This window comes from Mesorhizobium sp. 113-3-9, from assembly GCF_016756515.1.
GTDB lineage: Bacteria > Pseudomonadota > Alphaproteobacteria > Rhizobiales > Rhizobiaceae > Mesorhizobium.
In genome coordinates this window covers 1,285,022-1,311,180 of sequence record NZ_AP023246.1, presented here as the reverse complement: position 1 = coordinate 1,311,180, position 26,159 = coordinate 1,285,022, and the positions used below count along the sequence as shown (strand labels likewise).

At 59.6% G+C, this 26,159-nt stretch carries 29 protein-coding genes, 1 tRNA gene and 1 pseudogene; 17 read left to right on the top strand and 14 right to left on the bottom strand.

The genetic code is table 11. The features are described 5' to 3' along the window. The first annotated feature begins 51 nt into the window (after positions 1-51). The 3 genes from MesoLj_RS06315 to MesoLj_RS06305 all read left to right on the top strand — a co-directional run bounded on the left by MesoLj_RS06315 (position 52) and on the right by MesoLj_RS06305 (position 3,272). Positions 52-696, top strand: coding sequence for a carbonic anhydrase (locus MesoLj_RS06315; RefSeq protein WP_140775970.1), 645 nt, complete (start codon positions 52-54; stop codon positions 694-696). Then, on the top strand, positions 693-1,127 hold the full coding sequence (locus tag MesoLj_RS06310; RefSeq protein WP_140775971.1) for a nuclear transport factor 2 family protein: 435 nt from the start codon (positions 693-695) through the stop codon (positions 1,125-1,127). Before MesoLj_RS06315 ends, MesoLj_RS06310 begins: the two co-directional genes overlap by 4 nt. Positions 1,128-1,217: 90 nt before the next feature. Then, positions 1,218-3,272: a M3 family metallopeptidase gene (locus tag MesoLj_RS06305; protein ID WP_202325450.1), complete on the top strand. Its 2,055-nt coding sequence runs from the start codon at positions 1,218-1,220 to the stop codon at positions 3,270-3,272. Between the two features lie 161 nt (positions 3,273-3,433). Here the strand turns inward: MesoLj_RS06305 and MesoLj_RS06300 are convergent, their stop codons facing one another. The 4 genes from MesoLj_RS06300 to MesoLj_RS06285 all read right to left on the bottom strand — a co-directional run bounded on the left by MesoLj_RS06300 (position 3,434) and on the right by MesoLj_RS06285 (position 8,020). Continuing rightward, complete coding sequence (locus MesoLj_RS06300; protein ID WP_202325449.1) at positions 3,434-4,909, bottom strand: M81 family metallopeptidase; 1,476 nt, start codon at positions 4,907-4,909, stop codon at positions 3,434-3,436. A 23-nt stretch (positions 4,910-4,932) separates the two neighbouring features. Next, positions 4,933-5,757, bottom strand: a complete 825-nt coding sequence (locus tag MesoLj_RS06295) for a carbohydrate ABC transporter permease (protein ID WP_202327189.1) — start codon at positions 5,755-5,757, stop codon at positions 4,933-4,935. Between the two features lie 11 nt (positions 5,758-5,768). After that, positions 5,769-6,638 (bottom strand): carbohydrate ABC transporter permease, encoded by an 870-nt coding sequence (locus tag MesoLj_RS06290; protein WP_140775974.1) that lies wholly within the window; start codon positions 6,636-6,638, stop codon positions 5,769-5,771. 149 nt (positions 6,639-6,787) lie between these two features. Continuing rightward, the gene (locus tag MesoLj_RS06285) at positions 6,788-8,020 is read right to left on the bottom strand and encodes an ABC transporter substrate-binding protein (RefSeq protein ID WP_202325448.1); all 1,233 of its coding nucleotides are present in this window, start codon (positions 8,018-8,020) and stop codon (positions 6,788-6,790) included. 183 nt (positions 8,021-8,203) lie between these two features. Here MesoLj_RS06285 and MesoLj_RS06280 point away from each other — a divergent pair, with 183 nt between their 5' ends. From MesoLj_RS06280 to MesoLj_RS06270, 3 genes are read left to right on the top strand one after another with little or no spacing between them, the layout of a single operon-like run. Further along, positions 8,204-8,974, top strand: a complete 771-nt coding sequence (locus MesoLj_RS06280) for an SDR family NAD(P)-dependent oxidoreductase (RefSeq protein ID WP_202325447.1) — start codon at positions 8,204-8,206, stop codon at positions 8,972-8,974. A 2-nt stretch (positions 8,975-8,976) separates the two neighbouring features. Beyond that, positions 8,977-10,044 carry an ABC transporter ATP-binding protein gene (locus MesoLj_RS06275; protein ID WP_140775977.1) on the top strand — a complete coding sequence of 356 codons (1,068 nt, stop codon included), beginning with the start codon at positions 8,977-8,979 and terminating at the stop codon, positions 10,042-10,044. Between the two features lie 36 nt (positions 10,045-10,080). After that, the gene (locus MesoLj_RS06270; RefSeq protein ID WP_202325446.1) at positions 10,081-10,962 is read left to right on the top strand and encodes a MurR/RpiR family transcriptional regulator; all 882 of its coding nucleotides are present in this window, start codon (positions 10,081-10,083) and stop codon (positions 10,960-10,962) included. A gap of 115 nt (positions 10,963-11,077) precedes the next feature. On the opposite strand, the gene MesoLj_RS06265 is transcribed toward MesoLj_RS06270, so the two are convergent. Beyond that, a complete protein-coding gene (locus MesoLj_RS06265) occupies positions 11,078-11,383 on the bottom strand; it encodes a DUF167 family protein (RefSeq protein ID WP_202325445.1) in 306 nt (101 codons plus the stop codon). A gap of 13 nt (positions 11,384-11,396) precedes the next feature. Further along, the gene (locus tag MesoLj_RS06260; protein WP_027047523.1) at positions 11,397-11,687 is read right to left on the bottom strand and encodes a YggT family protein; all 291 of its coding nucleotides are present in this window, start codon (positions 11,685-11,687) and stop codon (positions 11,397-11,399) included. Positions 11,688-11,833: 146 nt separating this feature from the next. On the opposite strand from MesoLj_RS06260, the gene MesoLj_RS06255 reads away from it, so the two are divergent. From MesoLj_RS06255 to MesoLj_RS06250, 3 genes and pseudogenes are all read left to right on the top strand, one after another. Continuing rightward, positions 11,834-11,909: transfer RNA gene (locus tag MesoLj_RS06255), tRNA-Ala, on the top strand. A gap of 67 nt (positions 11,910-11,976) precedes the next feature. Beyond that, positions 11,977-12,078 (top strand): annotated as a pseudogene (locus MesoLj_RS36810) (hypothetical protein); the annotation flags it as partial. 102 nt (positions 12,079-12,180) lie between these two features. Further along, complete coding sequence (locus MesoLj_RS06250) at positions 12,181-13,593, top strand: site-specific integrase (protein WP_202325444.1); 1,413 nt, start codon at positions 12,181-12,183, stop codon at positions 13,591-13,593. 3 nt (positions 13,594-13,596) lie between these two features. Here the strand turns inward: MesoLj_RS06250 and MesoLj_RS06245 are convergent, their stop codons facing one another. Then, on the bottom strand, positions 13,597-13,845 hold the full coding sequence (locus tag MesoLj_RS06245; RefSeq protein ID WP_202325443.1) for a helix-turn-helix domain-containing protein: 249 nt from the start codon (positions 13,843-13,845) through the stop codon (positions 13,597-13,599). A 112-nt stretch (positions 13,846-13,957) separates the two neighbouring features. On the opposite strand from MesoLj_RS06245, the gene MesoLj_RS06240 reads away from it, so the two are divergent. After that, on the top strand, positions 13,958-14,590 hold the full coding sequence (locus MesoLj_RS06240; protein ID WP_202325442.1) for a hypothetical protein: 633 nt from the start codon (positions 13,958-13,960) through the stop codon (positions 14,588-14,590). A 111-nt stretch (positions 14,591-14,701) separates the two neighbouring features. On the opposite strand, the gene MesoLj_RS06235 is transcribed toward MesoLj_RS06240, so the two are convergent. Further along, complete coding sequence (locus MesoLj_RS06235) at positions 14,702-15,334, bottom strand: recombinase family protein (RefSeq protein WP_202325441.1); 633 nt, start codon at positions 15,332-15,334, stop codon at positions 14,702-14,704. Positions 15,335-15,522: 188 nt separating this feature from the next. Here MesoLj_RS06235 and MesoLj_RS06230 point away from each other — a divergent pair, with 188 nt between their 5' ends. Next, complete coding sequence (locus tag MesoLj_RS06230; RefSeq protein ID WP_202325440.1) at positions 15,523-15,792, top strand: hypothetical protein; 270 nt, start codon at positions 15,523-15,525, stop codon at positions 15,790-15,792. 625 nt (positions 15,793-16,417) lie between these two features. Here MesoLj_RS06230 and MesoLj_RS06225 read toward each other — a convergent pair. From MesoLj_RS06225 to MesoLj_RS06215, 3 genes are read right to left on the bottom strand one after another with little or no spacing between them, the layout of a single operon-like run. Then, positions 16,418-17,371, bottom strand: coding sequence for an O-methyltransferase (locus MesoLj_RS06225; protein WP_202325439.1), 954 nt, complete (start codon positions 17,369-17,371; stop codon positions 16,418-16,420). A 2-nt stretch (positions 17,372-17,373) separates the two neighbouring features. Next, the gene (locus tag MesoLj_RS06220) at positions 17,374-18,693 is read right to left on the bottom strand and encodes an ATP-binding protein (protein ID WP_244735514.1); all 1,320 of its coding nucleotides are present in this window, start codon (positions 18,691-18,693) and stop codon (positions 17,374-17,376) included. Between the two features lie 2 nt (positions 18,694-18,695). After that, positions 18,696-19,613: a DNA-methyltransferase gene (locus tag MesoLj_RS06215; protein ID WP_202325437.1), complete on the bottom strand. Its 918-nt coding sequence runs from the start codon at positions 19,611-19,613 to the stop codon at positions 18,696-18,698. A 250-nt stretch (positions 19,614-19,863) separates the two neighbouring features. Between MesoLj_RS06215 and MesoLj_RS06210 the strand changes: the two genes are divergently transcribed. The 6 genes from MesoLj_RS06210 (at position 19,864) to MesoLj_RS06185 (ending at position 23,727) form a co-directional block, all read left to right on the top strand. Further along, positions 19,864-20,106: a hypothetical protein gene (locus MesoLj_RS06210; RefSeq protein WP_202325436.1), complete on the top strand. Its 243-nt coding sequence runs from the start codon at positions 19,864-19,866 to the stop codon at positions 20,104-20,106. 485 nt (positions 20,107-20,591) lie between these two features. After that, positions 20,592-21,341, top strand: a complete 750-nt coding sequence (locus MesoLj_RS06205) for a helix-turn-helix domain-containing protein (protein WP_202325435.1) — start codon at positions 20,592-20,594, stop codon at positions 21,339-21,341. A 420-nt stretch (positions 21,342-21,761) separates the two neighbouring features. Further along, positions 21,762-22,820 (top strand): SagB/ThcOx family dehydrogenase, encoded by a 1,059-nt coding sequence (locus tag MesoLj_RS06200; protein ID WP_244735300.1) that lies wholly within the window; start codon positions 21,762-21,764, stop codon positions 22,818-22,820. Between the two features lie 67 nt (positions 22,821-22,887). Next, the gene (locus tag MesoLj_RS06195) at positions 22,888-23,136 is read left to right on the top strand and encodes a hypothetical protein (RefSeq protein WP_056574932.1); all 249 of its coding nucleotides are present in this window, start codon (positions 22,888-22,890) and stop codon (positions 23,134-23,136) included. Between the two features lie 3 nt (positions 23,137-23,139). After that, positions 23,140-23,373, top strand: coding sequence for a hypothetical protein (locus MesoLj_RS06190; protein WP_202325433.1), 234 nt, complete (start codon positions 23,140-23,142; stop codon positions 23,371-23,373). A 33-nt stretch (positions 23,374-23,406) separates the two neighbouring features. Then, positions 23,407-23,727, top strand: coding sequence for a hypothetical protein (locus tag MesoLj_RS06185; protein WP_202325432.1), 321 nt, complete (start codon positions 23,407-23,409; stop codon positions 23,725-23,727). A gap of 56 nt (positions 23,728-23,783) precedes the next feature. Here the strand turns inward: MesoLj_RS06185 and MesoLj_RS06180 are convergent, their stop codons facing one another. Genes MesoLj_RS06180 through exbB form a run of 3 tightly spaced genes read right to left on the bottom strand, consistent with a single transcriptional unit; the run spans position 23,784 to position 26,116 of the window. Further along, complete coding sequence (locus MesoLj_RS06180) at positions 23,784-24,725, bottom strand: energy transducer TonB family protein (RefSeq protein WP_202325431.1); 942 nt, start codon at positions 24,723-24,725, stop codon at positions 23,784-23,786. Beyond that, positions 24,722-25,183: a TonB system transport protein ExbD gene (gene exbD, locus MesoLj_RS06175; RefSeq protein ID WP_202325430.1), complete on the bottom strand. Its 462-nt coding sequence runs from the start codon at positions 25,181-25,183 to the stop codon at positions 24,722-24,724. Before exbD ends, MesoLj_RS06180 begins: the two co-directional genes overlap by 4 nt. A 12-nt stretch (positions 25,184-25,195) precedes the next feature. Then, positions 25,196-26,116, bottom strand: a complete 921-nt coding sequence (gene exbB, locus MesoLj_RS06170; RefSeq protein WP_202325429.1) for a tonB-system energizer ExbB — start codon at positions 26,114-26,116, stop codon at positions 25,196-25,198. Positions 26,117-26,159 lie beyond the last annotated feature (43 nt).

The window sequence follows — 26,159 nt, the reverse complement described above, 5'->3', positions numbered from 1 at the left end:
TTCTCGACCGCAACGAGCTGCCGCCTCCAACTGGAAAGGCCTTAGCCGCCCATGCCTCATCTTCCTGACCACCTCCTCGCCGGCTACCGCAATTTCATGAATGGCCGCTACCTCACCGAGAGCGGGCGCTATCGTGAACTCGCCCGGGAGGGGCAAGCCCCCGAGACGATGATCGTCGCCTGCTGCGATTCCCGTTCGGCCCCTGAAGCGATCTTCGACGCCGGGCCGGGCGAACTCTTCGTGCTGCGCAATGTCGGCAATCTGGTGCCGCCCTACGAGCCGGACGGCGAGTTCCACTCGACCTCGGCCGCGCTCGAATTCGCGGTACAGAGCCTCAAGGTCAAGAATATCGTCGTCATGGGCCATGGCCGCTGCGGCGGCATCCGCGCCGCGCTCGACCCCAATTCGGCACCGCTGTCCCCCGGTGACTTCATCGGCAAGTGGATGAGCCTGATCGCGCCAGCTGCCGAGACCGTTTCCTCCAGCACCTTCATGACGGCAACGGAGCGCCAGACAGCACTTGAGCGCATCTCGATCCGCTATTCCATCGCCAACCTCAGGACCTTTCCATGCGTCTCGATCCTCGAGGGCAAGGGCCGGCTGTCGCTGCACGGGGCTTGGTTCGACATTTCGACCGGCGAGCTCTGGGTGATGAACAAGGACACTGGCGATTTCGAGCGGCCGGTGCTGGAATGAACGGGGCGGTGCGCCAGGCGATGAACGTCCGGTCGGTCGTTTTCACGGCGGCCGCACTGCTGATAGCGATTATCGCCGCCCGCGCCGATGACGGCGCCATCATCAGCCGCTGGTATGCGGCGCTGCTGGTCGCCGACCGTACCGAACTCGCCGACCTGCTTGCCGATGATGTCCGCATCACGCTCGACGACCTCGGCATCGTTCAAAGCAAGCAGGAGTTCATCGCCTCGCTCGACGAATGGAAAGGCGCGGTAGCGGGTGCCGCGATCCGCCACCGGATCGAGAAGAGCGAGGGCGGTGTCACCACGGTGATCGCCTGCTACGACTTCCCCAACAATGACATGCTGATGCAGGAAACCTTCGCGGTGACAGACAACCGCATCACCGCCAGTTCGCAAGCGGCAATCGCCGAAAACTGCGAAGGCTATTGAGGCGGATCGGCCAACTGCCATATTGCGGCCCCGTGGGCCGCGCCCTACATCGGTGACACCCTCCTCCTTGATGCCAGCGAAAGACCGTCCATGTCCCCCACGAAAGCCGTCGACCTCGCCGCCCATCCGCTGACCGCCTGGCAGGGCCCGCTCGGCCTGCCAGACTTTGCCCATATCGGCGACGGTGATTTTTCCCCGGTCTTCGACGCGGCACTGAAGGCGCATGAGGCCGAGATCGACGCGATCGCCGCCAACAAGGATGCACCGACCATCGAGAACACGCTTGAAGCGCTGGAGCTGGGCGGCGATGCGCTCGATCACGTCTCGTCGATCTTCTGGTGCCGGGCCGGCGCCTACACCAACGATACGATCCAGGCGCTGGAGCGCGACATCTCGCCAAAAATGTCCAGGCATTTCTCGGCGATCTCGATGAACGAGAAACTTTTCGCCCGCATCGACGATCTCTACCAGCGCCGCGAGAACCTCGGGCTCGACGCCGAGAGCTTGCGGGTGCTGGAGAAGACCTGGAAGGGGTTTGTCCGTTCCGGCGCCAAGCTCGATGCCGAGGGCAAGAAGCGGCTGGCCAGGATCAATGAGGAACTGTCCTCGCTCGGCACGACTTTCGGCCAGAACGTGCTGGCCGACGAGCGCGATTGGGTGCTGTTCCTCGACGAGGCCGATCTTGCCGGCCTGCCGGATTTCCTGAAAAGTTCGATGGCCGAGGCGGCCGAGATGCGCGGCCAGAAGGGCCGCTACGCCGTCACTTTGTCGCGCTCGATCTACGAGCCGTTCACGACCTTCTCGGAACGCCGCGACCTGCGCGAGATCGCCTTCCGCGCCTTCACCATGCGCGGCCAGAATGGCGGCGCCAGCGACAACACATCCGTGGTGCGCGACATGCTGAAGCTGCGCGCCGAAAAGGCGCAACTGCTCGGCTACGCCTCCTTCGCCGCACTGAAGCTCGACGACACCATGGCCAAGACGCCGAAGGCGGTGCACGCGCTGCTCGATCCGGTGTGGGAAAAGGCGCTGGAAAAGGCCGCAGCCGACCAAAAGGAACTGGAGCGCCTAGCGGCGGAAGCCGGCAGCAATGAAAAATTCGCCGCCTGGGACTGGCGTTTCTACCAGGAGAAGCTGCGCGCGGAAAAATTCGCTTTCGACGAGGCGGAACTGAAGCCCTATCTCCAGCTCGACCGGGTCATCGACGCCTGCTTCGACGTGGCGACAAAGTTGTTCGGCATCACCTTCGAGGAGAAGAAGGGCATTGCCGCCTGGCATCCCGACGCGCGCGTCTTCGTGGTGAAGAATGCCGATGGCAGCGAGCGTGCCCTGTTCCTCGCCGACTATTTCGCACGGCCCTCGAAGCGGTCAGGCGCCTGGATGAGCGCGCTGAAGTCCGGCTATCATCTTGGCCAAGGCTCGAAGCCGGTGATCTACAATGTCATGAACTTCGCCAAGCCGCCGGCCGGCGAGCCGGCATTGCTGTCGGTCGACGAGGCGAAGACGCTGTTCCATGAATTCGGCCATGCGCTGCACGGCATGCTGACCGACGTCACCTGGCCGTCGGTATCAGGCACTTCGGTCAGCCGCGATTTCGTAGAGCTGCCTTCGCAGCTCTACGAGCATTGGCTGACGGTGCCGGCGGTGCTGGAAAAGCACGCCCTGCATGTCAAGACAGGCAAGCCGATGCCGAAGGCGCTGCTCGACAAGATGCTGGCCACCCGCACTTTCGGCGCCGGCTTCGCCACGGTCGAATTCACGTCTTCCGCCTTGATGGACATGGCCTACCACGCTCGGCCCGATGCCCCGGCGGAGCCGCTTCGTTTCGAAGCCGAAACGCTTGAGAAGCTCGACATGCCCGACACCATCGCCATGCGCCACCGCACCCCGCATTTCGGCCATGTCTTCTCGGGCGACGGCTATTCGGCCGGCTACTATTCCTACATGTGGTCGGAAGTGCTGGACGCCGATGCCTTCGCCGCCTTCGAGGAGACCGGCGATCCCTTCAACCCGGCCCTGGCCGAGCGGCTGAGAAAGAACATCTACGCCGCCGGCGGTTCCAAGGATCCGGAAGAGCTGTACACGGCGTTTCGCGGCAAGATGCCGTCGCCGGAAGCGATGATGGTGAAGCGGGGGCTGGTGTAGCCCGGCCTCTTCCTTCTCCCCTTGCGGGAGAAGGTGGATCGGCGCGCAGCGCCGAGACGGATGAGGGGTGTTCCAGGGAACGCCGACATCTCACTCCGCTGGAACACCCCTCATCCGTCGCCTGCGGCGACACCTTCTCCCGCAAGGGGAGAAGGGGGAGCCTACTCCTTCCACGGATCCTTCACCCTCGGCCAGACCGGCCGTGTCAGCTTCCTGTAATCCGTCACCGCAGGATTGCTCGGATAGGAACTCGGCGCCGAGACATAGATGATCTCGGCGGCGATCGGTTCGAAGCCGGCATAGAAATGGTTGGTCGACTTGATCAGCAGCATATCCTTGGCCAGCGGATCGACGCCGATGTTGGAGAAGATGTCCGGCTCGAAAGTCTGCGTGCGGTTGGTGTTGAGGATGATGTCGACCTCGGTGCCTTCGATGCGGACCAAAGCGGCCGGCCCAAGTGTCACCCGGCTTGGCCCGAAACTCTGCCACCCCTCGTTAACGGCTTTCAGCACCTTGACGCGCGCATCGATCGGCTCACCCGCCTGAGGTCCGGCCTTGCCGCCGAAACGCAGGTCGATGACGGCGCCTTCGCCCGCCGCCAGGCAAAAAGTCACGGCGATCGGATCCCAGATCGTCGCCACGCCGAACTTGTCCAGGCCACGCGCCAGCATCTGGCGCAACACGAAGGTGCCGTCGCCGGGAACGCCGCCGCCAGGATTGTCCCAGATGTCGGCGATGACCACGGGCTTGCCGGGATTCCCGGCACGTACGGCCAGCGCCCGGTCGATGCCGCCGGCGGTATCAAGCATCGTCATCGCCGTCTTTTCGCGCATGGCGTAGAGTTCGCGTCCGAGCTGCTGCGCCAGCGCATCGCCCCTGGCCTTGTCATTGTCGGTGACGACGAGGATGCGCGTACCCATTTCCGGCACGTCGGCGGCCATGAAGCCGTGGATGACCGACACCGACAGCACGCCGTCCTTGCCGTGCATCGCCTTGATGCGGTCGACGAAGGAGCGCATCGGCTCGCGGCTGGTCGGCAGCACCTGGATCATGCGGCAGTCGAAGGTCGAAATCACCGGCTTGATCTCGCCGCGCGCGGCAGCCAGGCCAAGCTCGACGACATGTTCGCCGCGCTCATAGAAGTCGGTGTGCGGGAATTCGAGGAAGTAGGCCATGATATCGGAGGCCGCCACGCGCTTTGGCGTCAAATGGCTATGCGGATCGAACTCGGAGGCGATCACCACCTTGGGTCCGACAATTGCCCGCACGCGCTCAAGCAGGTCGCCTTCGCAATCGTCATAGCCTTGCGCCACCATGGCGCCATGCAGGCCGAGGATGACCGCGTCGACCGGCAGTGCCGCCTCGAGCTGCCCGAGAATCTCGTCGCGCAGCGCCTCGAAGGTCTGCCACTGCACCAGGCCGCCGGGCTCGGCCCAGGTGGCGGTGCCTTCGATCACGGTCAGTCCTTCGGCGGCCGCGCGCCGGCGCAAGGCCACGATCGGCGAGGAACACAAGGTCGGCGTCTCGGGGTGCTTGCCCGGCCCGGCATAGAACGCCATCTCGAACGAGGCCCGGTCGGTCGGCACCGGCGAGAAAGTGTTGGTTTCCGTCGCCAGCGAGGCGGTGAAGATGCGCATGAAAACTCCGTGGTGATTGCCGGCTACTTGACCGCCCCGAGCGCCAGTCCCCTGACAAGATATCGCTGCAGCCAGATGAACAGGATCGCCACCGGCAGCGTCGCCAGCAGGGTCGCCGCCATGACGTGATGCCACTCGATCGTGTAGCGGCCGGCGACGAGGGAAAAGACCTGAATCGGCAGCGTGTAGCTCTCCTGGCTGCGCAGCATGGTCAGCGCCACGACGAATTCGTTCCAGGCGTTGATGAAGGTGAAGATCGCCGTGACCGCGATCGCCGGCAGGCAGAGCGGCAGGAACACTTTGCGCAGCGTCAACCAGCGGCCGGCGCCTTCCATCCAGGCGGCTTCCTCGAGATCGCGCGGGATGGTGTCGAAATAGCTCTGCAGCATCCACACGGTGAAGGCGACGTTGAAGGCCATGTAGATGAAGCCCAGCGCCGTTGTCGATTCGACCAGCCCCCAGGCGGCCATCAGCCGGAACAGGCCGAGCACCAGAACGATCGGCGAGATCATCTGCGAGATCAAAAGGAACTGGCGAAAGGCCCCATAGCCGGCAAAGCGAAAGCGCGACATGGCGTAGGCGGCCGGTACGGAGATCAGGATGGCGCCGACCGTGGCGATGACCGACACATAGAGCGAGTTGGCCAGCGCCTGGCCGAAACCGGTCGCCACCCACATGTCGGAGAAGTTCGACCAGCGGAACTCGCTCGGCCACCAGGTCGGTGACAGCACTTCCTGCCGTGGCTTGACCGCGGTCAGGAACATCACCGCGAAGGGAAAGATCGTCACCACGATCAAGGGCGCCAAAAGCAGCCAGGCGATGATGGTGCGTTTGAGCTTGCCCGTCATGAGCTGATTTGTCATACGCGTTGCTCCCGCATGGCGAGGCGCACATAGATCATGGTGAAGACCAGCAATATGGCGAACATCACCAGCGACACCGCCGAGGCCTCGCCCAGTTTGCCGATGCGGAAGGCCAGCTTGTAGAGGTGGGTGACCAGGATGTCGGTAGAGTTGGCCGGCCCGCCCTGCGTCATCACCCAGATGATCGGGAACGAATTGAAGACATAGATGGTGTTGAGCACGATGGCGATGTTGATGAACGGTTTCAGCAGCGGAAAGGTGATTTCGCGGAACTGCTGCAGCGGCGTGGCCCCCTCAAGGGCGGCCGCCTCGTAAAGATCGTCGGGGATCGACGACAGTCCACCGAGGAAGATCGTCGTGGTGAACGGCACCGTCACCAATATGCCGATCAGCACCTGCATCGGGAACGCCGTCCCGGCGCTGGCCAGCCACTGGATGTTATGGTCGATCAGGCCAAGCCCGAGCAGCGCCGAATTCAGCATGCCGCTTTCGCCGCTCAGCGCCCAGCGCCAGACCACCGCCGTCATGGTCAGCGACACCGCCCAGGGCAGCATGATGATGACACGGGCAAGACCGCGGCCATAGAAATCGGTGTTGAGGATCATCGCCACCGGCACCGACAGCAGCAGTGCGCCGCCGACCACCAGCACGGTCCACAGACCGGTGCGCCAGAGGGCCGCGACGAAGTCGGGATCGGCGGCAAGGGCCGCGAAATTGGTGAGGCCGCTGAATTCGCGCAACTGGCCGAAGCGGTTGACGTCATGCGTCGAGATCTGGATCAGGTCCCAGACCGGCCAGAAGATGACGACCGCCGCCAGGAACAGGCTGGGCAAGGTCAGAAGATAGGGCAAGAAGCGATTTTGCATCGGTTGGCCTGCAACCTCGGCGCACAGGATCAGAAGGTTCTGCTTATGCGAATTTCGGATCGGGAAACCAAGGGGAGTGGCGCGCCCCGCCTGAATCTGAGGCGCGCCACGGGCGCAGGGAGATACGCCCTATTTCTCGGGCACGGCCCTTATTTCTTCAACACTGCATTGGCCTTGGCCGCCGCGTCCTTCAGGCCTGCCTCGGGGTCGCCACCGAGATAGATCTTCTGCATGGCATCGGACGTGATCTGGGCAACCTCTTCCCAGCCCGGAATGACCGGCGCGAAGCGGGCGTCGGGCAAAAGCGCGGTGAAGGCGGCGAGGTCGGCATTGTTGACGTAGTAGTCCATCTTGGCCTCTTCCTTGTTCACCGGCAGGAAGCCCTCGCCTTGCGTGAACTTGGCGCGCTGCTCCGTGGTGAACAGGAAGTCCATCAGCTTCCAGGCCTCATCCTTGTTCTTTGAGTTCTTGAACATGATCATGGAATCGGTGACGCCATAGGTGCCGCGCGCGCCCGTCGGGCCGGCTGGAATGGCGGCGACGCCGTATTTCAGGGTCGGCGCCTCGTCCTTGATCTGGTTGGACAGGAAGGGCGCGGTGATCATCATGCCGACCTTGCCCTGCTTGAACAGGTTCTGCACATCCTCGCGGTTGTTGGAGGTGACGCCCGGCTCGGTCAGACCTTCATCGATCATCGACTTGTAGAGCTTGGCGGCTTCGAGCGCGCCCGGCGTGCCGAGGCCCGACGTGCCATCCTTGTTCAGTATCTCGGTGCCCTGCGACCACATGGCGTAGTAGTAATAGACGTCGGTCTCGATCTCCTTGCCCTGCAGGCCGAACCCGAAAGTACCGGACCCCAGCGCCTTGATCTTGCGGGCGTCGTCCTGCAACTCAGTCCAGGTTGCCGGCGGCTTGGCGATGCCGGCCTTCTCGAACAGCTCCTTGTTGTAATACATGGCGCGGGCGGACGCCGCGATCGGCAGGCCGTAGGTCTTGCCGTTCATGATCGAGGGCGACAGGAAGGTGTCGATGAAGCGGCCCTTGAATTCGGGCGTGATGTAGGCGTCGAGCGGCTCGGCGACGTCCTGCTGGACGAAGTCGATCAGCCAGCGCGTGCCGATGATCGACAGGTCCGCATTGGTGCCGGCGGTGATGTCGGTGGTCAGCTTCTGCAGGAGCACATCCCACGGCACGACTTCGAACTTGACGGTGATGCCGGGGTTCTTTGCCTCGAACTCCTTCTTCACTTCCTCGAAATAGGGGCCGGTCTTGGCACTGTATTCGGCGACGGTGACGCGCACCTCACCCGCATTCGCCTGCGCGGCGAAGGCCAGCATGCTCATTCCGGCCATCAGGCCGACAGTCCATTTGGCAAGGCTCATCCGATCTCTCCCATTTGTTTCGCGCATTTGCGCTCCCTGCGCCGATAGCTTGGCACAAGATTTATGTGACTTTCCTACATTATCGATGAATTCACGCCATGCAAGCGGATTATCATGTTGCTTAATTACATTCCTTTCTTTAGCCTGCCGGCATCTGCCTGACCTGCGGGAGGAGCAAGCGCCGTGGTTTCGAAAGCCGAATTCGCAGGCCGCACTGTCGTCGTCACCGGTGCCGGCGGCGGCCTTGGCTCGGCCATCGTCGCGCTGCTGGCCGGCAGAGGCGCGCGGGTGGTCGGCTGCGACCAGTCCCAGGCGGCGCTGGCAAGCCCGCGGCTTGCCTCGCGCCATGTCTTCAACCTTCTCGACCGGGCTTCGATCGAGGCGGGGATCGCCGCTGTTCTGGACAAGGATGGCGTGCCCGACATCCTGATCAACAATGCCGGCTGGACGCGCGCCGAGACGATCTCCGCACTCAACGCCGACAACATCGAGCATGAGCTCGACCTCAATCTGACCGGGGTCATGACCTTCGCCGACCCTATCGCCAAGGCGATGGCCGCGCGCGGCTCGGGCAGCGTCGTCTTCATCTCCTCCGTCAACGCCATCGCGCATTTCGGCAATCCGGCCTATGCGGCCGCCAAGGCCGGCATCAACGCCTATGCCAAATCGATCGCGGTCGAGCTTGGCCGCAGCGGCGTGCGCGCCAATGTCGTCTGCCCGGGATCGATCCGCACCGCCGCCTGGGACCATCGCCTGGCCAAGGATCCGGAAATCCTGGGCAAGTTGCAGCGGCTCTACCCGCTCGGCCGCATCGTCAATGCCTCGGAAGTGGCCGAGGCCGTGGCTTTCCTTGCGTCGGACCGCGCCTCGGGCGTAACAGGCGTGGTGATGCCCGTGGATGCGGGCCTGACCGCCGGCTGCCTGCCGTTCATCGACGACATATTGGGAGCGTGACCATGACCGACGTCCTGTTTCGCAACCTGTCGAAATCCTTCGGCCAGCACAGGATCCTCGAGGACATCGGCCTCGACATCAAGAGCGGCGAATTCGTGGTGCTGGTCGGCCCATCCGGCTGCGGCAAGTCGACCTTGCTGCGCATGCTGGCCGGGCTGGAGACAATCACGTCAGGCGATCTCCTGATTGGCGGCGTGCGCGCCAACGACCTGCCGCCACAGCAGCGCAACATCGCCATGGTGTTTCAGTCCTATGCGCTGTTCCCGCATCTGAAAGCCTCGGACAATATCGGCTTCGGCCCGAAGATCCGCGGCGAGACCCGCGCGACCATCGACCAGAAGGTCAAGAAGGCCTCGGGCGTCCTCAACCTGTTCTCCTATCTCGACCGCTACCCCCGGCAATTGTCGGGCGGCCAGCGCCAGCGCGTCGCCATGGGCCGCGCCATCGTGCGTGAACCCTCGGTGTTCCTGTTCGACGAACCGCTGTCCAACCTCGACGCCCAATTGCGCGTGCAGATGCGTACCGAGATCAAGGCGCTGCACCAGCGGCTGAAATCGACCATCGTCTACGTCACCCATGACCAGATCGAGGCCATGACCATGGCCGACCGTATCGTCGTGATGGACCGTGGCCGGATCCAGCAGGTCGGCGCCCCGCTCGAGCTTTATGATCGGCCGGCCAACAAGTTCGTTGCCGGCTTCCTTGGCTCGCCGTCGATGAGCTTTGTGTCCGGGGCTCTGAAGACAACGCCGGAGAAGACATGGTTCGAATCGGCCGGCGGCGGGCGGCTTGCGCTTGCCGGCAAGGCGGTGCCGGCGGGCAGCGCCGTGGAGGCCGGCATCCGACCCGAGCACTTCATCATCGGTGAAGCCGCCGACGCCATGGCGCTGAAGGTGGATGTCGTCGAGCCGACCGGCTCCGAAACCCACGTCTATGGCGCCATCGGCGCCGATACGGTGCGCGCCGTATTCCGCGACAGGGTGCCGGTCAGGCCGGGCGACCTGCTGCCGGTCTCGGTCGATCCTGGCAACATCCATCTGTTCGACAAGGCGACAGGCCTGCCGCTGTGAAACGAGACGTACCGAGATGAAGACGAAAACACGGGCATGAAGACACCGGCCGACATCATCACGCGGCTGCAGCTGATGTCGCAGGACGGCACCAAGTCGGATCGCCGGCTGGCTGGCCTCGTGCTGTCCGATCTCGACTTCGCCTCCAAGGCCGCGATCTCCGAGATTGCCGCGCGCGTCGGCGTCAGCGAGCCGACGGTGACCCGCTTCTGCCGTAATCTCGGCTGCGAGGGGCTGCGCGACTTCAAATTCTACCTGGCGCAGGCCATCGCCATCGGCGGCCAGTATCTTTCGCCCGAGCCGCTGAGCCGCGACGCCCGTGAGCAGCGCATCGCCTCCGCCATCACCGAAGCCGCGATCTCGGCCATCCAGCGCGCCAGCGAGAACCTCGACATGACGACGCTGGTCGCCGTCGCCGAGCGGCTTGCGACGTCAGGCAATGTGCTGTGCATCGGCTCCGGCGGCATCTCCTCGATGATGGCGACCGAAATGCAGAACCGGCTGTTCCGGCTCGGCCTGCCGGTGCTGGCCCAGATCGACGGCCAGTTGCAGCGCATGTACGCCGCCGTTGCCACGCCGGAAACCACGCTGGTCGCCTTTTCAGTGTCCGGCTATGCGCGCTCGGTCATCGAGGCGGTGCAGGTCGCGCAGCAATATGGCGCCACCACGGTGGCCGTCACCGCGCCCGATTCGACCCTGGCCAAGGTGGCAGACACGGTCATCCACCTGCAGCCGCTCGAGGATGGCAACATCTACAAGCCCACATCGTCGCGCTACGCGCTGCTGGCGATCGTCGACATGATCGTGACATCGGTCGCCGAGACGCGCGGCCCGAAGGTCTTGGAGAATTTGCGCCGCATCAAGCAAAGCGTGAGCACGCTGAAGGTTGACGACCCAAGGCTGCCGCTGGGGGATTGAAGGCCGGCGAAGCTGCCGATCTCCCCCCTTTTGGGGGAGATGTCCGGCAGGACAGAGGGGGGCGCTGTCCCGCCGACATTTCAGGTTCGGAGTTACGACACCACTGGATTGCTGATCAGCCGAGCGCCTGAACACGCTGCGCCAGCGCCTCTGGATCACCCGCTATGCGCAGCGTCTTGAGCCGTGCCGTGCCGCCGGCGACGACCGACACCGCCGATGCCGGCACTCCCAGCGTCTTGGCGACCAGCTTCTCCAGCGCCTGATTGGCGGCGCCGTTTTCCGGCACGGCGCGGACCCGTGCCTTCAGATGGCTTCGCCCATCCGCCGATGTTTCGACGCCTTCCAACCTGTCCATGGAAGATTTTGGTGTCAGCCGCACGAACAGATCTATGCCGTTCTCGCGGATGCGCAGCGCGCTCATGCAATTATCGGGTTCACAGCACCAGCGGGGCCACCGTGGTGAGAATGAACTGCCTGACGAAGAACAGGATCAACAGCAGGATGATCGGCGAGATGTCGATGCCGCCAAGGTCGGGCATGAAGCGGCGGATCGGCCGCAGGGCCGGCTCGGTCAGCCGATAGAGCATGTTGCCGATGCTGCCGACGAACTGGTTGCGCGAATTGACGACGTTGAAGGCGTAGAGCCAGGAAAAGATCGCCGAGGCGATGATGATCCACCAGTAGAGGTCAAGCGCCATGACGATGGTTTGAATGAGGGCGAGCATGCCGGTCTCCAATTGTTGCCGACATGTAGCCATTGCACGCGAAACCGGCAAGGGCCGGCAGCCGCCGTGCCGGCCAACGAGGATTTCGGCAAAACGCCGCCTTGACAGAAATCCGCCGCGCCCGATAAATGCGCCATCCGTTGGACGGGGCTGTAGCTCAGCTGGGAGAGCGCGTCGTTCGCAATGACGAGGTCAGGAGTTCGATCCTCCTCAGCTCCACCATCGGATTTAAAATCAAAGCTTTAGCATATGGGATTTCGCTGGTGGGACAACCAAGTGAGCCATTGCTATGCACATGCCCGCCTACCTGTCACGATCCCGGCACGGAATCTTCTACTATCGACATCCGATACCTAGACCGTTGCACCCCAAGGGAGTTGCGACAGCAATTCGACTTTCTCTAGGTACAAGGGATCGTCGCGAGGCATTGCTAATAGCGCATCGCCTCAGCTACGTAGCCCCTTTGGTAGGGCGCAACGGAGCAAAAGAACAGATGGATTATGCTGAGTTCCGCAGCATGCTTTCTGCGCATTTCAAGACCGTATTGGAGGCTCACAAACAATCCATCAGGGAGAACGGGCACCTATCCCCCGTTGTGATATCAAGTTTCCAGCAAGCTGTTGCAGAGGCTCGCGTCCCGAACGACCAAACCTTCAAGGAAGCAGCGGATAGGAACTTCATCGACAATTTCATAATGGATCAGATTCTTGGGGAATTTGGTCAATCAACGGATATGCCGAATAAGACGCGGCAAATGCTCCTCAATGAGTACCGCCGAGCGAACGGTGCGTACTGCCAAGCCGTACTCAATTATGACGCCACAATAAACGCCTACGATTTTGAGACACGAGACGACAAGGCTTCAACGCCTTCCGTATCGCCTGTTTCACCGGGTCGCATTTCTCTTACCCAGTTGGTGAGCGACTTTTGGAAGTACGCAAAGCTCGAAGAACGGTGGATACCCAAGACGGAGGGCGAGAAGCAGGAACATATAGACCTGTTGTATGAGGTATTGGGAAGTGGCCGGGACGTTGCAGGCATAGGCCACGCCGAAGCGCGGATGGTTAGAGACATTCTCACCCGCTACCCAGTCAACCGGAACAAAATTCGCCAGACCAAAGGCAAGACGCTAGACGAATTGGCCTCGATGCCGGGACTTCGTACCTTGCACACGTTGACCATCAACAAGTACCTGCAAACTTACAAGGCGCTTTTCAACTGGGCAAAGCAGAACGGATATAGCAAGGAGAACCCGTTCTCGGGGCTCTCCATCCGAAACAGGAAGGTCAATGCTGAGGCTCCTCGGCTCCCGTTCCCCACGGCCTTGTTAGAGAAGATACGCGACGCTCTTTTGGACAAAGGCAGAAACCTCCAGGATCACCATAAGTGGGGAACTCTGATTGCCATGCACTCGGGTGCGCGGCTGAATGAGGTTGCACAACTGCACCTGGAAGACATCAAAACCGTGGATGGTATTCAGTGCTTTGACATCAATGGCTCTGGGCCAACCAAGAAACTCAAGAACGCAGCCTCCAACAGGGTAGTTCCGGTCCACCCTCGGCTAATCGAATATGGGCTTCTGGCGTACATAGATACAGTGCGCTCCAAGCCAGGAAACACCCGCCTTTTCCCACAATTTAGCTACACCAAGTCGGATGGGTACGGCCGGAATCTAGGCAGATGGTTTAATGAGACCTTCCTCCCAGACCTCGAACTCAAAACGAAGCAGCTAACGTTTCACAGCTTGAGGCATTCAGTCGTTGGGCAGCTTATTGCGGCTGAGGTAAGTCAGGCGCACATCATGGCGATTGTCGGACACGAACCCGGGACTACCACTCTCAGTACGTATAACCGCACTGGATTCCCGCCGAGCCAACTTCTGTCTGCATTGGAGAAGGTTCTCTAGGGATCAATCCATAGAGGGTAGCTGTCGCAATCTACGCAACAGTGCCTCCACATCGAGGTCGATGATAGCCGCAATATCCAAAAGTTCGACTAGATCGATACGGCGCTCACCGCTCTCAATGTTCGCTATGAAAGGCTGATAGCGTCCAAAAGCCTTGGCGACTTGTGCCTGAGACATGCCCTTAAGGCGACGCTGCTCTGCCAGTGCCGCCGCTATCATCAGATGACGTTTTGAGTGCAGCGACTTCGGCATGGCCCGTTGACGACAAGTTCAACAGGCGGGTAATCCCAAATTCAGATTATCCAAAAATTGGATATTTGAGTCAGATACATGCTGGGATTTGGGAAAGAGATAGGGGTTACAGATGGAAGTTTTGACAGTGCTGATCGTGCTTGGAGCCGCAGTGTTCTATTTCCTCAAGGGCAACGCACGGAGAGGTGCCGAGACGGTGAGAGCTTCGATGTTCCTGACTGGCTTGGAGTCTGGTCACACGGTCGCGGAGGCCAACCTTGTGGCTAACATGGATGTGGAACATTTGCCGACATCTGCGATCCATGACGCCGTGAACCATGTGCGGCTGTTCTACGGAGGTAAGCAGTTGCCCATGATCGCGGAAGCGTATCGAAAGGGTATGACGCCTAAGCTTCCAGGTTGGTATCAAGTCCTTATAGACATGCTTCATTCCTCTGCCCCGAAACACGGCAACGTGAAGCAAAAGGCCCACAACAGCGACATTCGTGAAAATCGCGAGGTTGTCTATCAAGAGATTGTGGAAGCCAACAAACTGCGAAACCAGCGGATGGGATTCGACCAATATCTCAGCGCTGTTGTGGCAGAGGCCAAACGTCTGGACGGCAAAGCTAGCACGGACTTGCATTGGATCGAGCTGACTGACGATGAAGGCACAAAGCGCGCATACACTGACGGGATAGACCCCAAGTGGCTCGCTGCTGAAATCTTGAAGGTCGGTCCGCCGCCTCCGTGGCGCGTGAGCTAGCTTCGCCAGGGAAGGCCCGCAGGACTCGTTTGTTCGCTCGTCGCGGGATTGGGCGCGGAAACGCCCTAACCCCTCTCAGCGGCCTTCCCTGTTCGATTTAGAGCCTAATCGCTAAAGCCCCCAAGCCAGCAACCCAGCTTCGGCCTGACCGGGCTCGGATTTGATGCGCAATACGGTCTGACGAGTGAGCTTTGAAGCCTTCGCAATTGCAGATGCGCCAGCACCGTTGGCGAGCATATCTCGTACCAATTGATATTGGTCGCGGTCATAGGTTGGCTTGCGTCCCCGATACTTCACCGACTTCATCTTGGCATGTGCAATGCCCGCCTTCTGCGCTTCCTTCGTTGCCTCCGCTTGCGCCTGAGCGGTTGCTGCCATGAAAGCGATAAGTGCATCACGGACGGCCAGTTGAATTGGATCGGTGGTCGCACCATCAAAGGTCATGTTGTTGATGACCGTTCTTATTGTAACGCCTCTGCGCATAAACTCCCTGATTGCACCGCAAACGTCTTGGTAGTTCCGGCCAAGCCGATCAACCCATCGCACTACCAGGGTATCGCCCATGCGGAGCATGTCATACAGGCGCCTACCTTCTGTGCGATCCGCGAGCTTGGTGCTCAAGCCGGATGTTCCGTTGTCCGAAACTACAGTGTCGATCTCAAAGCCGGCCTTCCTAGCCTGGGCTTCTTGATGCTCAATGGTCTGATCGGTTGTTGAAACTCGGGCATACAGGATAACGGACATCATCAGCTCCAATGTACGATAGGGTTATGTCCGTAGATACACCTGTCCGTTGACTCATGTCAACCCTAACGTACGCCTCGTTCTGAGCCGGATCATGTGTCCGCTGGGGTATACCCTAACGAGCTGGCCTAGTTGCGATTGTCCTGAGCGCAGGGTAGCTACAACGGGTAAGTTGAAAGGGAGGGGTCATGATCTTCACAAAGTTAGGGCTGGCCATTGCATGGCTGTTAGTGGTCGTTAGCGGCCTTAGAGTGGTTGCCGCCTTCGCCATCGCTTACACGACAGGCCAAGCTACAGCTCCCAGATACTTCGGATCAAAAACCACAGGCGAGGTTATCGACCAGGGTCTGATCTATCTTCTAATCGGCGTCGCTGTGGGCATAGTGGCTGAGATAAGCCGATCGGTGGCCGTGAAAGCCGAACTCAAAAAGCATAGGCCTGAGCAAGAGTCTCGTTAGCATAGCTAGGTTTCAATCGACCCATAGCTTAGTACCTATGCCCTGTTCATGTGCCGATGCTATGTAATCTGATCACCGATCGCGTTCTAGCTGGTAGCACAGGCCGAGATCGAAGCAAACTGGTGGCATGTATATCAAATATTCCCATGTTCGAGCACCGTGAGCATGGATTATACATCTATAGAATATAGTGTATATGCTATACAGGCTATTTATACATAAGATTGTATGTACAGAATTCTGTAGTATGGTATTTAACCTGATATTCTACTAATTATTATACATTATATTACATTATATTGGTGAACTGGTATCTTTTGACTAGATCAGTCAGGATAGCTATCATCATACATATTAATGTGATCTGGAATGTTAACAGAACAACTGATACCGGATGCCTTTAGCTCCATATAGGGAGCACAATCGACATCGGCCAATCCACTAGGGGTATCGGCTCCCATGCGCTAGCTCTCCGATCTGTACCTGGCGGTCACATTCGAATTTTCATGTAAGGCAAAAACCGAAAGAAGCGTCTCAGGCACCCCATGGGGGAATATGCATCTTTGGTTGTATTGATATCCACGAGAAAAATTTCGTCGTCTCACTCACGCCGCTTCCAATGGGTCTAAAATGCTGACTCTATATATTTTGGAATGAAGCGCGACACCTTACAATAGGCCTCGAGTTCATCAGAGCTAAGACCGAGAGTGAGCAATCTACGGGAATATCCCGTTCTGTTATCCACCTCGGACTTATCAAGCAATATGCGCTCAAGCTCTGTAAAATTAAACAGGGGCACGGTGTAAAATTCTGCTACCCCTCTAGGGCACATAGTGGCTAGCGATCTAGCAACAGCTCGTTTGAGTTTACCGGGTCTTTGGGAGCCTCGCCGACAAAAAACACCTCCCACGGTGCACATTGGAACACTGTCCTCATAGATCACTTTGAAGACGGTATGAAACTTACCCTCTGCGCTCCTGTTCGAGAACGCGCTCTTCAGTATCTCTAACAACACTCGGCCTGAGGTATTTGGGAACTGCTTATCTGTAAATTGCCCTGGTTTTAGTCGCTCTATCCACGTCTTCAGCCCCGGCAAACGACTCTTCAAAATGCTCTTGGGAGTACCCTTGCCACCTGGGGTGTTGCCTTTGATTGTAATCAGAATTACGTCGCCATCCTTGGCTCTCGCAGCTATAGCATTGACATTCGAAAAAAGCTCTCCGTTGAGGCCAATCTCAAAATCTAACCAGTACACCGAATTCCCATCGTAATTATCGGTGGACAGAAATACAGAGAAAGGCCCTTTATACATCTCTATAGAATTAAACGGTTTATTAAACTTACAGCGATCAAAGATGTCTTCATCGTGCTCAATACTACGATACGAACTAAAGCCGACATATCGATCCATTAGCTGAAAATCGATAAACTTTGTGCCTCCAAAGCCCACATACCGGTATGAGGCCACATTGAATCCCGCATGCTTGGCGCAGTTTAGGAACTCCACAATTCCCCGGCGCTCGGTCTGCTTTGCAGGCCGTACATCATAGGCAATGAACGAAGCGGTTGACCTCGGCATGCTCAGTGCACTTCGTTCTCAGTAAAATATTCAAATGTGTATATTCCAGCGTCACCATTGGACATCGAGGGTGTACCAATTGCATCCTTAACAGCTTGCAATACCTTCTTGTCTACTTTGTACTGCACAGTGGTCAACGGGCTGCTCTTCCTCTTTGGGGGCGAAAAACTAACCGCTGTTACCTTCAGCGTTGGCTTGATCTCTTCTCCTTGACCAATTGCATCAGCCAATTCCGCCATTGTGATTGTTGTTCCTTCCTCTCCATATCTGCTATCTAGATACCGCGTAACTTGCCGTCCAACATCAGCCATCCGCTGCACAGCCCGTTGCCAGATAATGTTGTCTGTGTTCACACCCAACTTAGTTGTCGTCCACGGTAGCTTTTCAGGGTCATCTGAAGTGAAAAATACGATCCCGACAAACGGCCTGTGCTTTGGTTGGAACGATGGAAGGTAACCGTCCACGCCCCAACCGGTCAGGGGCGATCGGTCGTAAAATATGACTGCGCGGCCATTGCAATAGACATTCCAGCCCGCATACTCGGACTCATAGCGGTCACCGTTGGTTGGCGTCCCCAGTCCCGCCGTGATCGCCACTGAGACGCCATCTAGCTCGAATGACTCGCTAGCCTGATTTGAGCTGATGCGCGCTTCCTCTCGCTCGACAGCCGTGCCATTCACTTTGATTGTCACAATGCGGGATATGAAAAATGAGTAAGCCCGTCCAATCCGAGTGACTAGCTCTGTCTCGAAAACCGGGTTCTGCAATCGAGCCTGTACAGCTGGATGTAATTCTGTGACTGTTAGGTTTGTTCGTCCCTTCCCTTGCTCGACTGCCGCTAACGATTCAATTTGAAAAGTCCACGGTGTGACCTTCAAAGCCTGCCAATCCTTCACCGACAAATCGAGCTTGAAGCCGCCCTTGGGGTGCTGTGACTCCATGTCGATCTGATTGCCAAGCTTGAACATGGCCCTCTTCAGACCAATCCCATAAACGCTCAGTCGATCATCAAGATGACTTTCATCTTCAGCGCCGAATACAAAGACCTTGGTACTGGCGTCTTCTGCGCTTATGCCGCCGCAATCATCAGATATTGCGACTTTTGAGTCGTCAAAGTCTATCTGGATCGTAAACCGCGGCTTGGCTTCTGTAGTGAGCAGAGCGACATAGTCTGCCGCGTTGCCTTCCTGGAGTCCAGTCGCCTTGACTGCTGCATTGATGGAGTTGTCGAGCAGATCTAGGAATGCATCCGCTAGGCTAATATCTCGCGTCAGCAAAGATATGAATAGGCGCTTTTCGGCATGCGCCTGCGCTGCAATCACCGTCAAATGTAGTCCCCCTGCGCAGAGCTTGTATAAGGATCTCTGGCTACCGCAGACCTAGGGTCAGGCTGAAAGACGGGCTTGTCAATAGGGCGAATGCGAACAGTCTCGCTCAATACTGCCTGCCATCGCTGCTCTGATACTTCGCAGTACCGTTTGTCGACCTCAGCACCCAGAAAAGCACGTCCCTCTATTGCAGCCGCAACGCCGGTGCTCGCAACACCAGCAAAGGGATCAAAAACAAGGCCATCAGGCCGACATAGGGCGCGCACTAAACGCTGCGCTAAGGCGACCGGGAACTGACATGGGTGCTCTGTCTTTTCCACGTGATTGGCCTTCACGTTGGGAATGTCCCAAACGTCGCCAGGATTTTTGCCTGCGGGATTGCTGCTCCATTCGCCTTTCCGTGGCCCTTTGTAGAACTTTTTTCCTCGATATTTTTGAGGTACCCGAGTAGCGTCCAGGTCAAAATGATAGCTCTGCGCACCTGAGTACCACAGAACAGTCTCATGTCGGCCGCTAAACCTGTTCTTAGCATGGGTTCCGTGACCGAAGGTCCACACGATACGATTTCGCAGACGCCAGCTGGCTGAAGCGCCAAAGATTTCATGAACGACAAAATCTAGGGGGGTGCAGACGCCATTGCGGATATGGTGACCAACTTGCCAACCTAGGTTGCCACTCTCCTCCAACACCGATTGTAGGTATGGGAAAATTTCTCGATGCAAGTTGGAGAACCCGTCCAACTCCCTGGAGACATCAAATGCTTTACCCAGAAAATAGGGTGGAGAGCTCAAGGCTAAGGCAACGCTCCGAGGCGGTAAGGCTTTCAGCAAGGTGCGGCAATCGCCGTTGTAGATGACGAATTTTTCGCCACTCTGTATCGCCGCAATCGCGGCGTCTGCGCTTTTTGTGATCATCGTTTCGACATAGCAAATTCTCTGTGTACGGATCCAGCGAAATCGGACCACAGCGTATGAGTGTTGCGTCGAGCGCCCGAGCGGTTCAACCGATGCCAGTCAGGCGTCCAACCGGAATGACGAGATTGAACGCGTAAACTGATTCTGAGGGGACCTGAAGCAAGTCATCGACGAAGTCGGCAAAAGCCACTGAACGGCACTTGCGGTGGTCGCCATTCAAGGCCGAGCATATGGCAAGGAGTAGCTATTAATGCCTGTGACGATTTTTCAATTCGAGAGCGGAAATACCGAGTCGTGGTTGACAGTCAATGATGACGGAACTGTCACCTATGTTTCTGAAAACGCCGGGTGGCGGATGGCGCGACGAGGGATGGAGCGCTCGGAATCAACAATGTCGGCTGAAGAGGCGAAAGAGCGGTGGCATACCTATGCAAGCGACATTGACAAGGCTCTGCAAGAAATCGCTGCGACGAAGGCTGGCCACTCAAATTAGGAAATGGCGGGTGGCGCTGTCACGCTCACCAGGCTTGCAAGGCATCTATTTTGCTGTCAGGTGAGTCACGAAAGTGGGACATTCCGTCCCGCTTCCCACTACGCACCCTTCGTACGCAAGGCTTTGCAGATCATGGTGGACGCCCTCCTCAGCTCCACCATCGGAATAATCGCTTCTCCGTTTTTTGGGCGCGCCGCCAGGGCGCAAGCACATGCGATGCAAGGCGTGCGGCGTTCCGCGCGCCAAAGCCCCCAAAAAAAGCCATAGGCGATTTGGCGAGGTCCGAGGCAAGACAGATTGTCAATTGGACTTATGGCGATGACTGTTGTCGGATTGCGCTATTTTTTTTGAAAGCCTCCCCATTAGACTGCTGTTCTCAAATCAGTTTTTTCTGTGAGTTGCGACAAGGCGTTTCGGCGGGGGCGACCGAAGGCGCTATATGGATTCCGAGTCGGAATGAAGAATTCGCCTGCGAAAGCAAAGACGTGTCCATACGCGAGAATCTCGCTGCAAATCTCAGACGGCTCTGCAAGGACCATGCCTCCGTAAGCGCGGTTTGCCGCGAATTGGGTATCAACCGCACGCAGTTCGAACGTTACCTGCAAGGGCAGACCGTTCCGAACAAGGCCACTGCCAAACTGATCTGCGACTACTTCCGCATCGATGAAGCCGAACTGTACCGCGACCCGGGTATTCCCGAGCCCATGGCCCCCGGCCTGCCGCCGATTTCGGAAAGCCTGTTCAAGCAGATGATCCGCCCGCCCGCCGCATCGATCGCGGGAGGCACCTATTTCACCTATTTTTCGATCCCGACCCGTTCCGACCTGTTGGTGCGGGCGGTAACCTTCGTGCGTCGCGAGGCCGAACTGGTCACATTTCGCCGGGTCACCGGGTGGTCGGAGCGCCGTGGCTCGATATGGGCGCGGGCGCGCGGCAATCATTATGGCGTGGCGATCTCTCGCCTGAACTGGATCTATTTCAGCGGCGTCAACCGTCGCCAGACCGGCGAGCCGTCGCTGATCTCCGTGCAATGGGCGCCGATCTCCGAACCGGTTCTGGTCGGCAAGGCCATGCTCCTGACCGAGACCGGGCCGGCATTCGTATCGGTCATCATGCGGCAGGACATGTCCGGCATCCGGCCACGGCATGCGATCCGCATGGCGCATGTCGTCAAGCTTGACGATCCGGGCATCGATCCGTTGGTCGTCAGCCTCGCCCGGGACGGGCAGGGCTGACCTCGCGCACCCAATTTACGCTAAATAAGAATAAGAATACCTCGAAAGAGCGTATGCTAGCGTATACCTACTCGCTATCTGAGAAAAATCGATTTTCTAAACTTTATCGCGAAGAAAGATATTTTAGATCGCGTGCCTTTTACTACGGTTTTAACACACCATTAACTCTTTCGACCTTACCTTTCTTCTCGCGGATCCCACGGTGGGGATCTTTCAACAGATCCCATTGGGGGGTCGGGAAAGGGACGAAAATGGCCAAGAAAGTGAACAATGCCCCGAAGCTGACGGTTGCCGCGGGCACGCAGACCGTCTTCTTTTCGCAGGGCATGCACTACAACAAGCGCTGAAGTCGTTCGGCGCCGACGGGATGTTCGCCCGTCGGCGCCTCACATTCACAAAACGGCATTCAGCATCATGAAAATGCGCTCTTCAAAAACGCTTGTCTTCTATCCCGGGACCAACAAGGTCACGGCCTGCAATTTCCTGACCAGAAGTGTCTTCGACTGCAGCCCCGAGGTGATCGGTCTTCTTGCATCCTGGGACGAATGGGCCTCCACGGCGGAGATTGCACGCGCCCACGGATGGTCGAAATCCGACCTCAATGCCGTCGTGCCGCAATTGCTTGATTTTTCCGCCCTGGTCACCGCCGGCTCGCCGCTGGCCGCACAGGAAACACAGTTCTCCGGACAGTGGAGCTGGGGCATTCCGACCGCGCTGATGCATTTCTGCGTCCAGGACTCAGAGTTCATGACCATCGAACAGGCCGAGGCCCGCCAGATCGAACGCGCCGGTCATGTCGCGCAGCCCGACCTCATGCTCAAGAATGCCACCGGCGCCATCCGGCTGCCGAACGCACTCGATGACAACGAACTGCTGAGCCTGATGGCGCGGCGCCGCACCAACCGCACCGCGGCCGCGCCCACCATCACCGCGCGGCAGCTCTCCGACTGCCTGTTCGCGGGCATGGGCATTACCGGCGAGACCAGCAACTGCGTTGGCGCCCTGCCGCTGGGCATGACCCCTTCGGGCGGCGCGCGGAATCCTTATGAGGCCTATGTGGTCGCGCTTGGTGTCGAGGGTCTGGATCCCGGCGTCTATCATTATTCCGCCGCCGATCACGACCTCGGCAGGATTCCTGCCAACCATCTGCCGAAGATCTCCGAACTGGTCGGCGGGCAGGAATGGGCCGATACCATGCCATGCCTGATCCTGCTCTGCGCCAGGCTCGACCGCACCATGTGGAAATATGAGGATGCCAACGCCTATCGTGTCGTGCTGATCGAGGCCGGCCATATCGGCCAGAACGTGATGTTGGCGGCGACCCGACATGGCTTGTCGGCCTGCCCCACGGCAGCGCTCAGCCATTCGGCGATCAAGCGCCTCCTTGGCCTCGACCGTCTCACGGACGCACCTGTTTATGCGTTGACCCTCTCGACCCCGGAACCAAGCCCGCATCCGGCGGGCCACTCTATTAATTAGCCGACTCAGTATGTCCAGTGTAGCCAGTACGCGTTTCCCGAGTTCCATCCGATTACAGGAGCAACACGTGGCAAATCATTCCTTACGGCAGTCAGAGATCGATAGTCTTCAATATATCGCATCGATGACCAATGAGCTGGTGCAGATGGCCGAAGCAAGCCGTTTTCCCATGATCTCCTATCTGCTGGGCATGGCCTATGCCGAAGCCTTCGACGTCCTGCGCGGCGCGCGGCCGGCAAGGCATGCCCAGCTCAGCGGCAACCCGATGCATCCCAGGCCGAATGTAAAGGAACACGCTCAGCCACGGAGAGCGTAGCGGATGCAACCATCAGCCCTGTGCGCGCCGGTGGGCTCTCAGCCGAACCGGTGGGAGACACTGTGTGCGCTGCAAACCCTGCTGCCGCTCCTGAAAAAGGCAGCCGGCGACCTTGAGCGTCCCGACATGGTCTATTGGTTCGAGCAGGCCGACGCAGAGCTTGCCAACATCATCAGGGGTCGGCCGTCCGATACCGCAGCGATCCCCGCCTTGATCGCCCGCAGTCCGCAGAATTGACATCATGCCTGGAGAATCGAGGGGGACCCGCCAATGAACATGATCGCACCCATCAGGAGCGCCGACTCCAGGGAAAGCGTCTTCGGCCGGCTCCATGTCCTGATCGCCAGTCGACCGGCATCACCGGATGCCGCGCGCGTCGAGGCCCGGCAACTGATCTCCATGGCGATGGCCGACACCTGGCAGGCCGACAGCCTCTGGGGCGCGGTGGACGCCTTTCACATCCATTTCGATTTCATGATGCAAACCATCGAGATCAACGGCGCCGACGATCCGAACCTCCGGCTCCTGCGCACGAAATGCCGCTTCTACCTGGAGCAGGTCGAAGCGCTGTGCCAGTCGATGAGCTGCTGATCGATCGCTGCCCGCGCGAGGGGCCATCACGCCATCGTTTCGCCCCAGGACCCGCGCTAATTGCGCAGGTTGAAGACGAACGGCGCCGTGCGGCTTTGGCGCCCGCCAAGTTCAGGCGGAGGTGCCGGCACGGTAGCACCCTGGAGCACGGACAGTGCCGCCCGATCCAGGTCGGCATTGCCTGAGGAACGGGTCAACCTGGCGGCCAGAACCCGGCCGGATGAGTCGACCGTGAACGTGACGTAGGCACTGCCTTCGACGCGTCGGGCTCTCGCCGCACTCGGATAGCGCGTGTGCCGATTGATCCATGAACGCAGTTTTGAATCCCATTTGCTGGAGTAGCCGGATCGCCCCGTCGCTTCCGCCGACTTCGGCGCGGCTGTCTTGGCCGCTGGCTTGGCATCGGCGCTGGCGGCGGTCACCGTCTTGGGCGGTGCCGTCTTTTCCTTCTTCGGCTTGGGCTTGTCGACAGGCTTTTTGGCCTTGGCCTCGACCGGTTTCTTTTGCTTTGGCGTCTCGATCGGCTTCGCCTGCGGCAACGGAATGACTACCTCCGGGGCCACAGCCTCGACAATGTCCGGGACCACCTCGTCGAGTGGCGGCTGATCGACCTGCTCCGTCTTTTCGATCTGGGTCGGCTCGGTCTCGTCGGGCGCAACCGCTTCCGGCTGTTCGGTAACCGGTTCCGCCTTCTCGACCTGTTCAGGCGCTGGCTCCGTCGTCGGTGTTGGCGTTGGCTCGCTCTGGTCAGGCATCACTGCGTCCAGTGCCGCGACCTCTTCCTCCACGGCCGGCATCACCGTCATGGGTGCCATCTCGATCACCTGGGCCGGTGGCGGACCGCCATCCGCTTCATTGACCATGCTGAAGGTCTGCACGGCATAGGCAACCGCGACATGGGCTCCAAGGATAAGCGTCGCCGCCCCCGCCCAAAGACCAAGATCGCGCCAGCCGAAGCGCGATAGTTGCATCGTGGGCAAGGCGGCGGACTGCGTCATGGCGCGGCAGCTCCCGCTTGTGCCGGTGCATCGGCCGTGGACCCCGTCTCCAGGCCGACCAGCGCGATCTTCAGATAGCCGGCGCCGCGCAACAGGTTCATGGCCTCCATCAGGTCGCCATAGGCGACCGCCTTGTCGGCGCGCAGGAAGATGCGCGTCTGCTTGTCACCCTTGGTCCTGGCTTCCAGCGTCGCCGCGAAGGCCGGGCGCGGCACGGTGTCATTGCCGATCGCCAGCGTGAGATCATCCTTCAAGGTCAGGAACAGCGGCGTTTCGGGCCGGGGCGCGGGCGTCGCCGTCGACCCCGGCAGATCGACATTGACGTCAACCGTCGCCAGCGGCGCGGCGACCATGAAGATGATCAGCAGCACCAGGATGACATCGATGAAGGGCGTGACGTTGATCTCGTGGTTCTCCTCGAGATCGTCATCCATGGTCTGTCGGATTCTGCTTCCCATGGTGTCGCCCCGCTACGCCGCCGCCACGGCTGTCGTTGGCGAGACAGTGCGGAAGTCCAGGTCGCGGCTGACCAGCCGTTCGACGCCCGCCGAGGCGTCGGCGAGGATCTGCCGGTAGCCGGCTATCGAGCGGGCGAAGACGTTGTAGATCACCACCGCCGGAATTGCCGCGACGAGACCCATCGCGGTGGCAAGCAGCGCTTCGGCGATGCCCGGCGCGACCACGGCGAGATTGGTGGTCTGCGCCTGCGAGATGCCGATGAAGGCATTCATGATGCCCCAGACGGTGCCGAACAGGCCGACGAACGGCGCGGTGGAGCCGATCGTCGCCAGCACGCCGGTGCCGCGCGACATGCGCCGCGACGCCGCCGCCTCGATGCGCGACAGGCGCGATGTGACGCGTTCCTTCAGTCCGTCGCCGCCGACGTGGTCGAGCGCGCCGGCCGAAAGCGCGGTCTCTTCTTCAGCCGCCTTTACCAGAAGCGCGCCGGGACCGCCGCTGCGGTCGAGCGCGCGGCTGGCCTGCTTCAGCGTCGCGGCATCGCCGATCGCGCGGACTGCCCGGCGGACGCGCAGCTTGCCACCGAAAATCTCCAGCGATTTGGCCAGCCATATCGTCCAGGTCACGAGCGAGGCGAAGGCCAACCCGATCATCACCGCCTTCACGATGATGTCGGCGGCCATGAACATGCCCCATGGCGACAAATCGTGCGGCAGGTTCAGCTCCATGGCCCCCGCGGGCGCGGCTTCGGCAGGCTCCGCCGTGGCCGGCTGGCCAACTGGCTGCGCGGGCGCCATCGTGGCCGGTGCGGCGGGAGCGGCGGGGGCCTCGGCCGCGGGAGCAGTAGCGGCCGGTTGCTCCTGGGCCACGGCCCCGCCGCCTGCCAGGATCACCGATGCGACCAACGCCGCCAACAAACGAGTTCTAGACAAAAGCTTCTTCCTTGTTCTCGCAGCGACCAGCCGCTTCCTATTG

Bases quoted from the DNA above. Each gene is read 5' to 3' on its own strand.
- MesoLj_RS06315 (WP_140775970.1), top strand. From the start codon at position 52: ATGCCTCATCTTCCTGACCACCTCCTCGCCGGCTACCGCAATTTCATG.
- MesoLj_RS06310 (WP_140775971.1), top strand. From the start codon at position 693: ATGAACGGGGCGGTGCGCCAGGCGATGAACGTCCGGTCGGTCGTTTTC.
- MesoLj_RS06305 (WP_202325450.1), top strand. From the start codon at position 1,218: ATGTCCCCCACGAAAGCCGTCGACCTCGCCGCCCATCCGCTGACCGCC.
- MesoLj_RS06300 (WP_202325449.1), bottom strand. From the start codon at position 4,909: ATGCGCATCTTCACCGCCTCGCTGGCGACGGAAACCAACACTTTCTCG.
- MesoLj_RS06295 (WP_202327189.1), bottom strand. From the start codon at position 5,757: ATGACGGGCAAGCTCAAACGCACCATCATCGCCTGGCTGCTTTTGGCG.
- MesoLj_RS06290 (WP_140775974.1), bottom strand. From the start codon at position 6,638: ATGCAAAATCGCTTCTTGCCCTATCTTCTGACCTTGCCCAGCCTGTTC.
- MesoLj_RS06285 (WP_202325448.1), bottom strand. From the start codon at position 8,020: ATGAGCCTTGCCAAATGGACTGTCGGCCTGATGGCCGGAATGAGCATG.
- MesoLj_RS06275 (WP_140775977.1), top strand. From the start codon at position 8,977: ATGACCGACGTCCTGTTTCGCAACCTGTCGAAATCCTTCGGCCAGCAC.
- MesoLj_RS06270 (WP_202325446.1), top strand. From the start codon at position 10,081: ATGAAGACACCGGCCGACATCATCACGCGGCTGCAGCTGATGTCGCAG.
- MesoLj_RS06265 (WP_202325445.1), bottom strand. From the start codon at position 11,383: ATGAGCGCGCTGCGCATCCGCGAGAACGGCATAGATCTGTTCGTGCGG.
- MesoLj_RS06260 (WP_027047523.1), bottom strand. From the start codon at position 11,687: ATGCTCGCCCTCATTCAAACCATCGTCATGGCGCTTGACCTCTACTGG.
- MesoLj_RS06250 (WP_202325444.1), top strand. From the start codon at position 12,181: ATGGATTATGCTGAGTTCCGCAGCATGCTTTCTGCGCATTTCAAGACC.
- MesoLj_RS06245 (WP_202325443.1), bottom strand. From the start codon at position 13,845: ATGCCGAAGTCGCTGCACTCAAAACGTCATCTGATGATAGCGGCGGCA.
- MesoLj_RS06240 (WP_202325442.1), top strand. From the start codon at position 13,958: ATGGAAGTTTTGACAGTGCTGATCGTGCTTGGAGCCGCAGTGTTCTAT.
- MesoLj_RS06235 (WP_202325441.1), bottom strand. From the start codon at position 15,334: ATGTCCGTTATCCTGTATGCCCGAGTTTCAACAACCGATCAGACCATT.
- MesoLj_RS06230 (WP_202325440.1), top strand. From the start codon at position 15,523: ATGATCTTCACAAAGTTAGGGCTGGCCATTGCATGGCTGTTAGTGGTC.
- MesoLj_RS06225 (WP_202325439.1), bottom strand. From the start codon at position 17,371: ATGCCGAGGTCAACCGCTTCGTTCATTGCCTATGATGTACGGCCTGCA.
- MesoLj_RS06215 (WP_202325437.1), bottom strand. From the start codon at position 19,613: ATGATCACAAAAAGCGCAGACGCCGCGATTGCGGCGATACAGAGTGGC.
- MesoLj_RS06210 (WP_202325436.1), top strand. From the start codon at position 19,864: ATGCCTGTGACGATTTTTCAATTCGAGAGCGGAAATACCGAGTCGTGG.
- MesoLj_RS06200 (WP_244735300.1), top strand. From the start codon at position 21,762: ATGCGCTCTTCAAAAACGCTTGTCTTCTATCCCGGGACCAACAAGGTC.
- MesoLj_RS06190 (WP_202325433.1), top strand. From the start codon at position 23,140: ATGCAACCATCAGCCCTGTGCGCGCCGGTGGGCTCTCAGCCGAACCGG.
- MesoLj_RS06185 (WP_202325432.1), top strand. From the start codon at position 23,407: ATGAACATGATCGCACCCATCAGGAGCGCCGACTCCAGGGAAAGCGTC.
- MesoLj_RS06180 (WP_202325431.1), bottom strand. From the start codon at position 24,725: ATGACGCAGTCCGCCGCCTTGCCCACGATGCAACTATCGCGCTTCGGC.
- exbD (WP_202325430.1), bottom strand. From the start codon at position 25,183: ATGGGAAGCAGAATCCGACAGACCATGGATGACGATCTCGAGGAGAAC.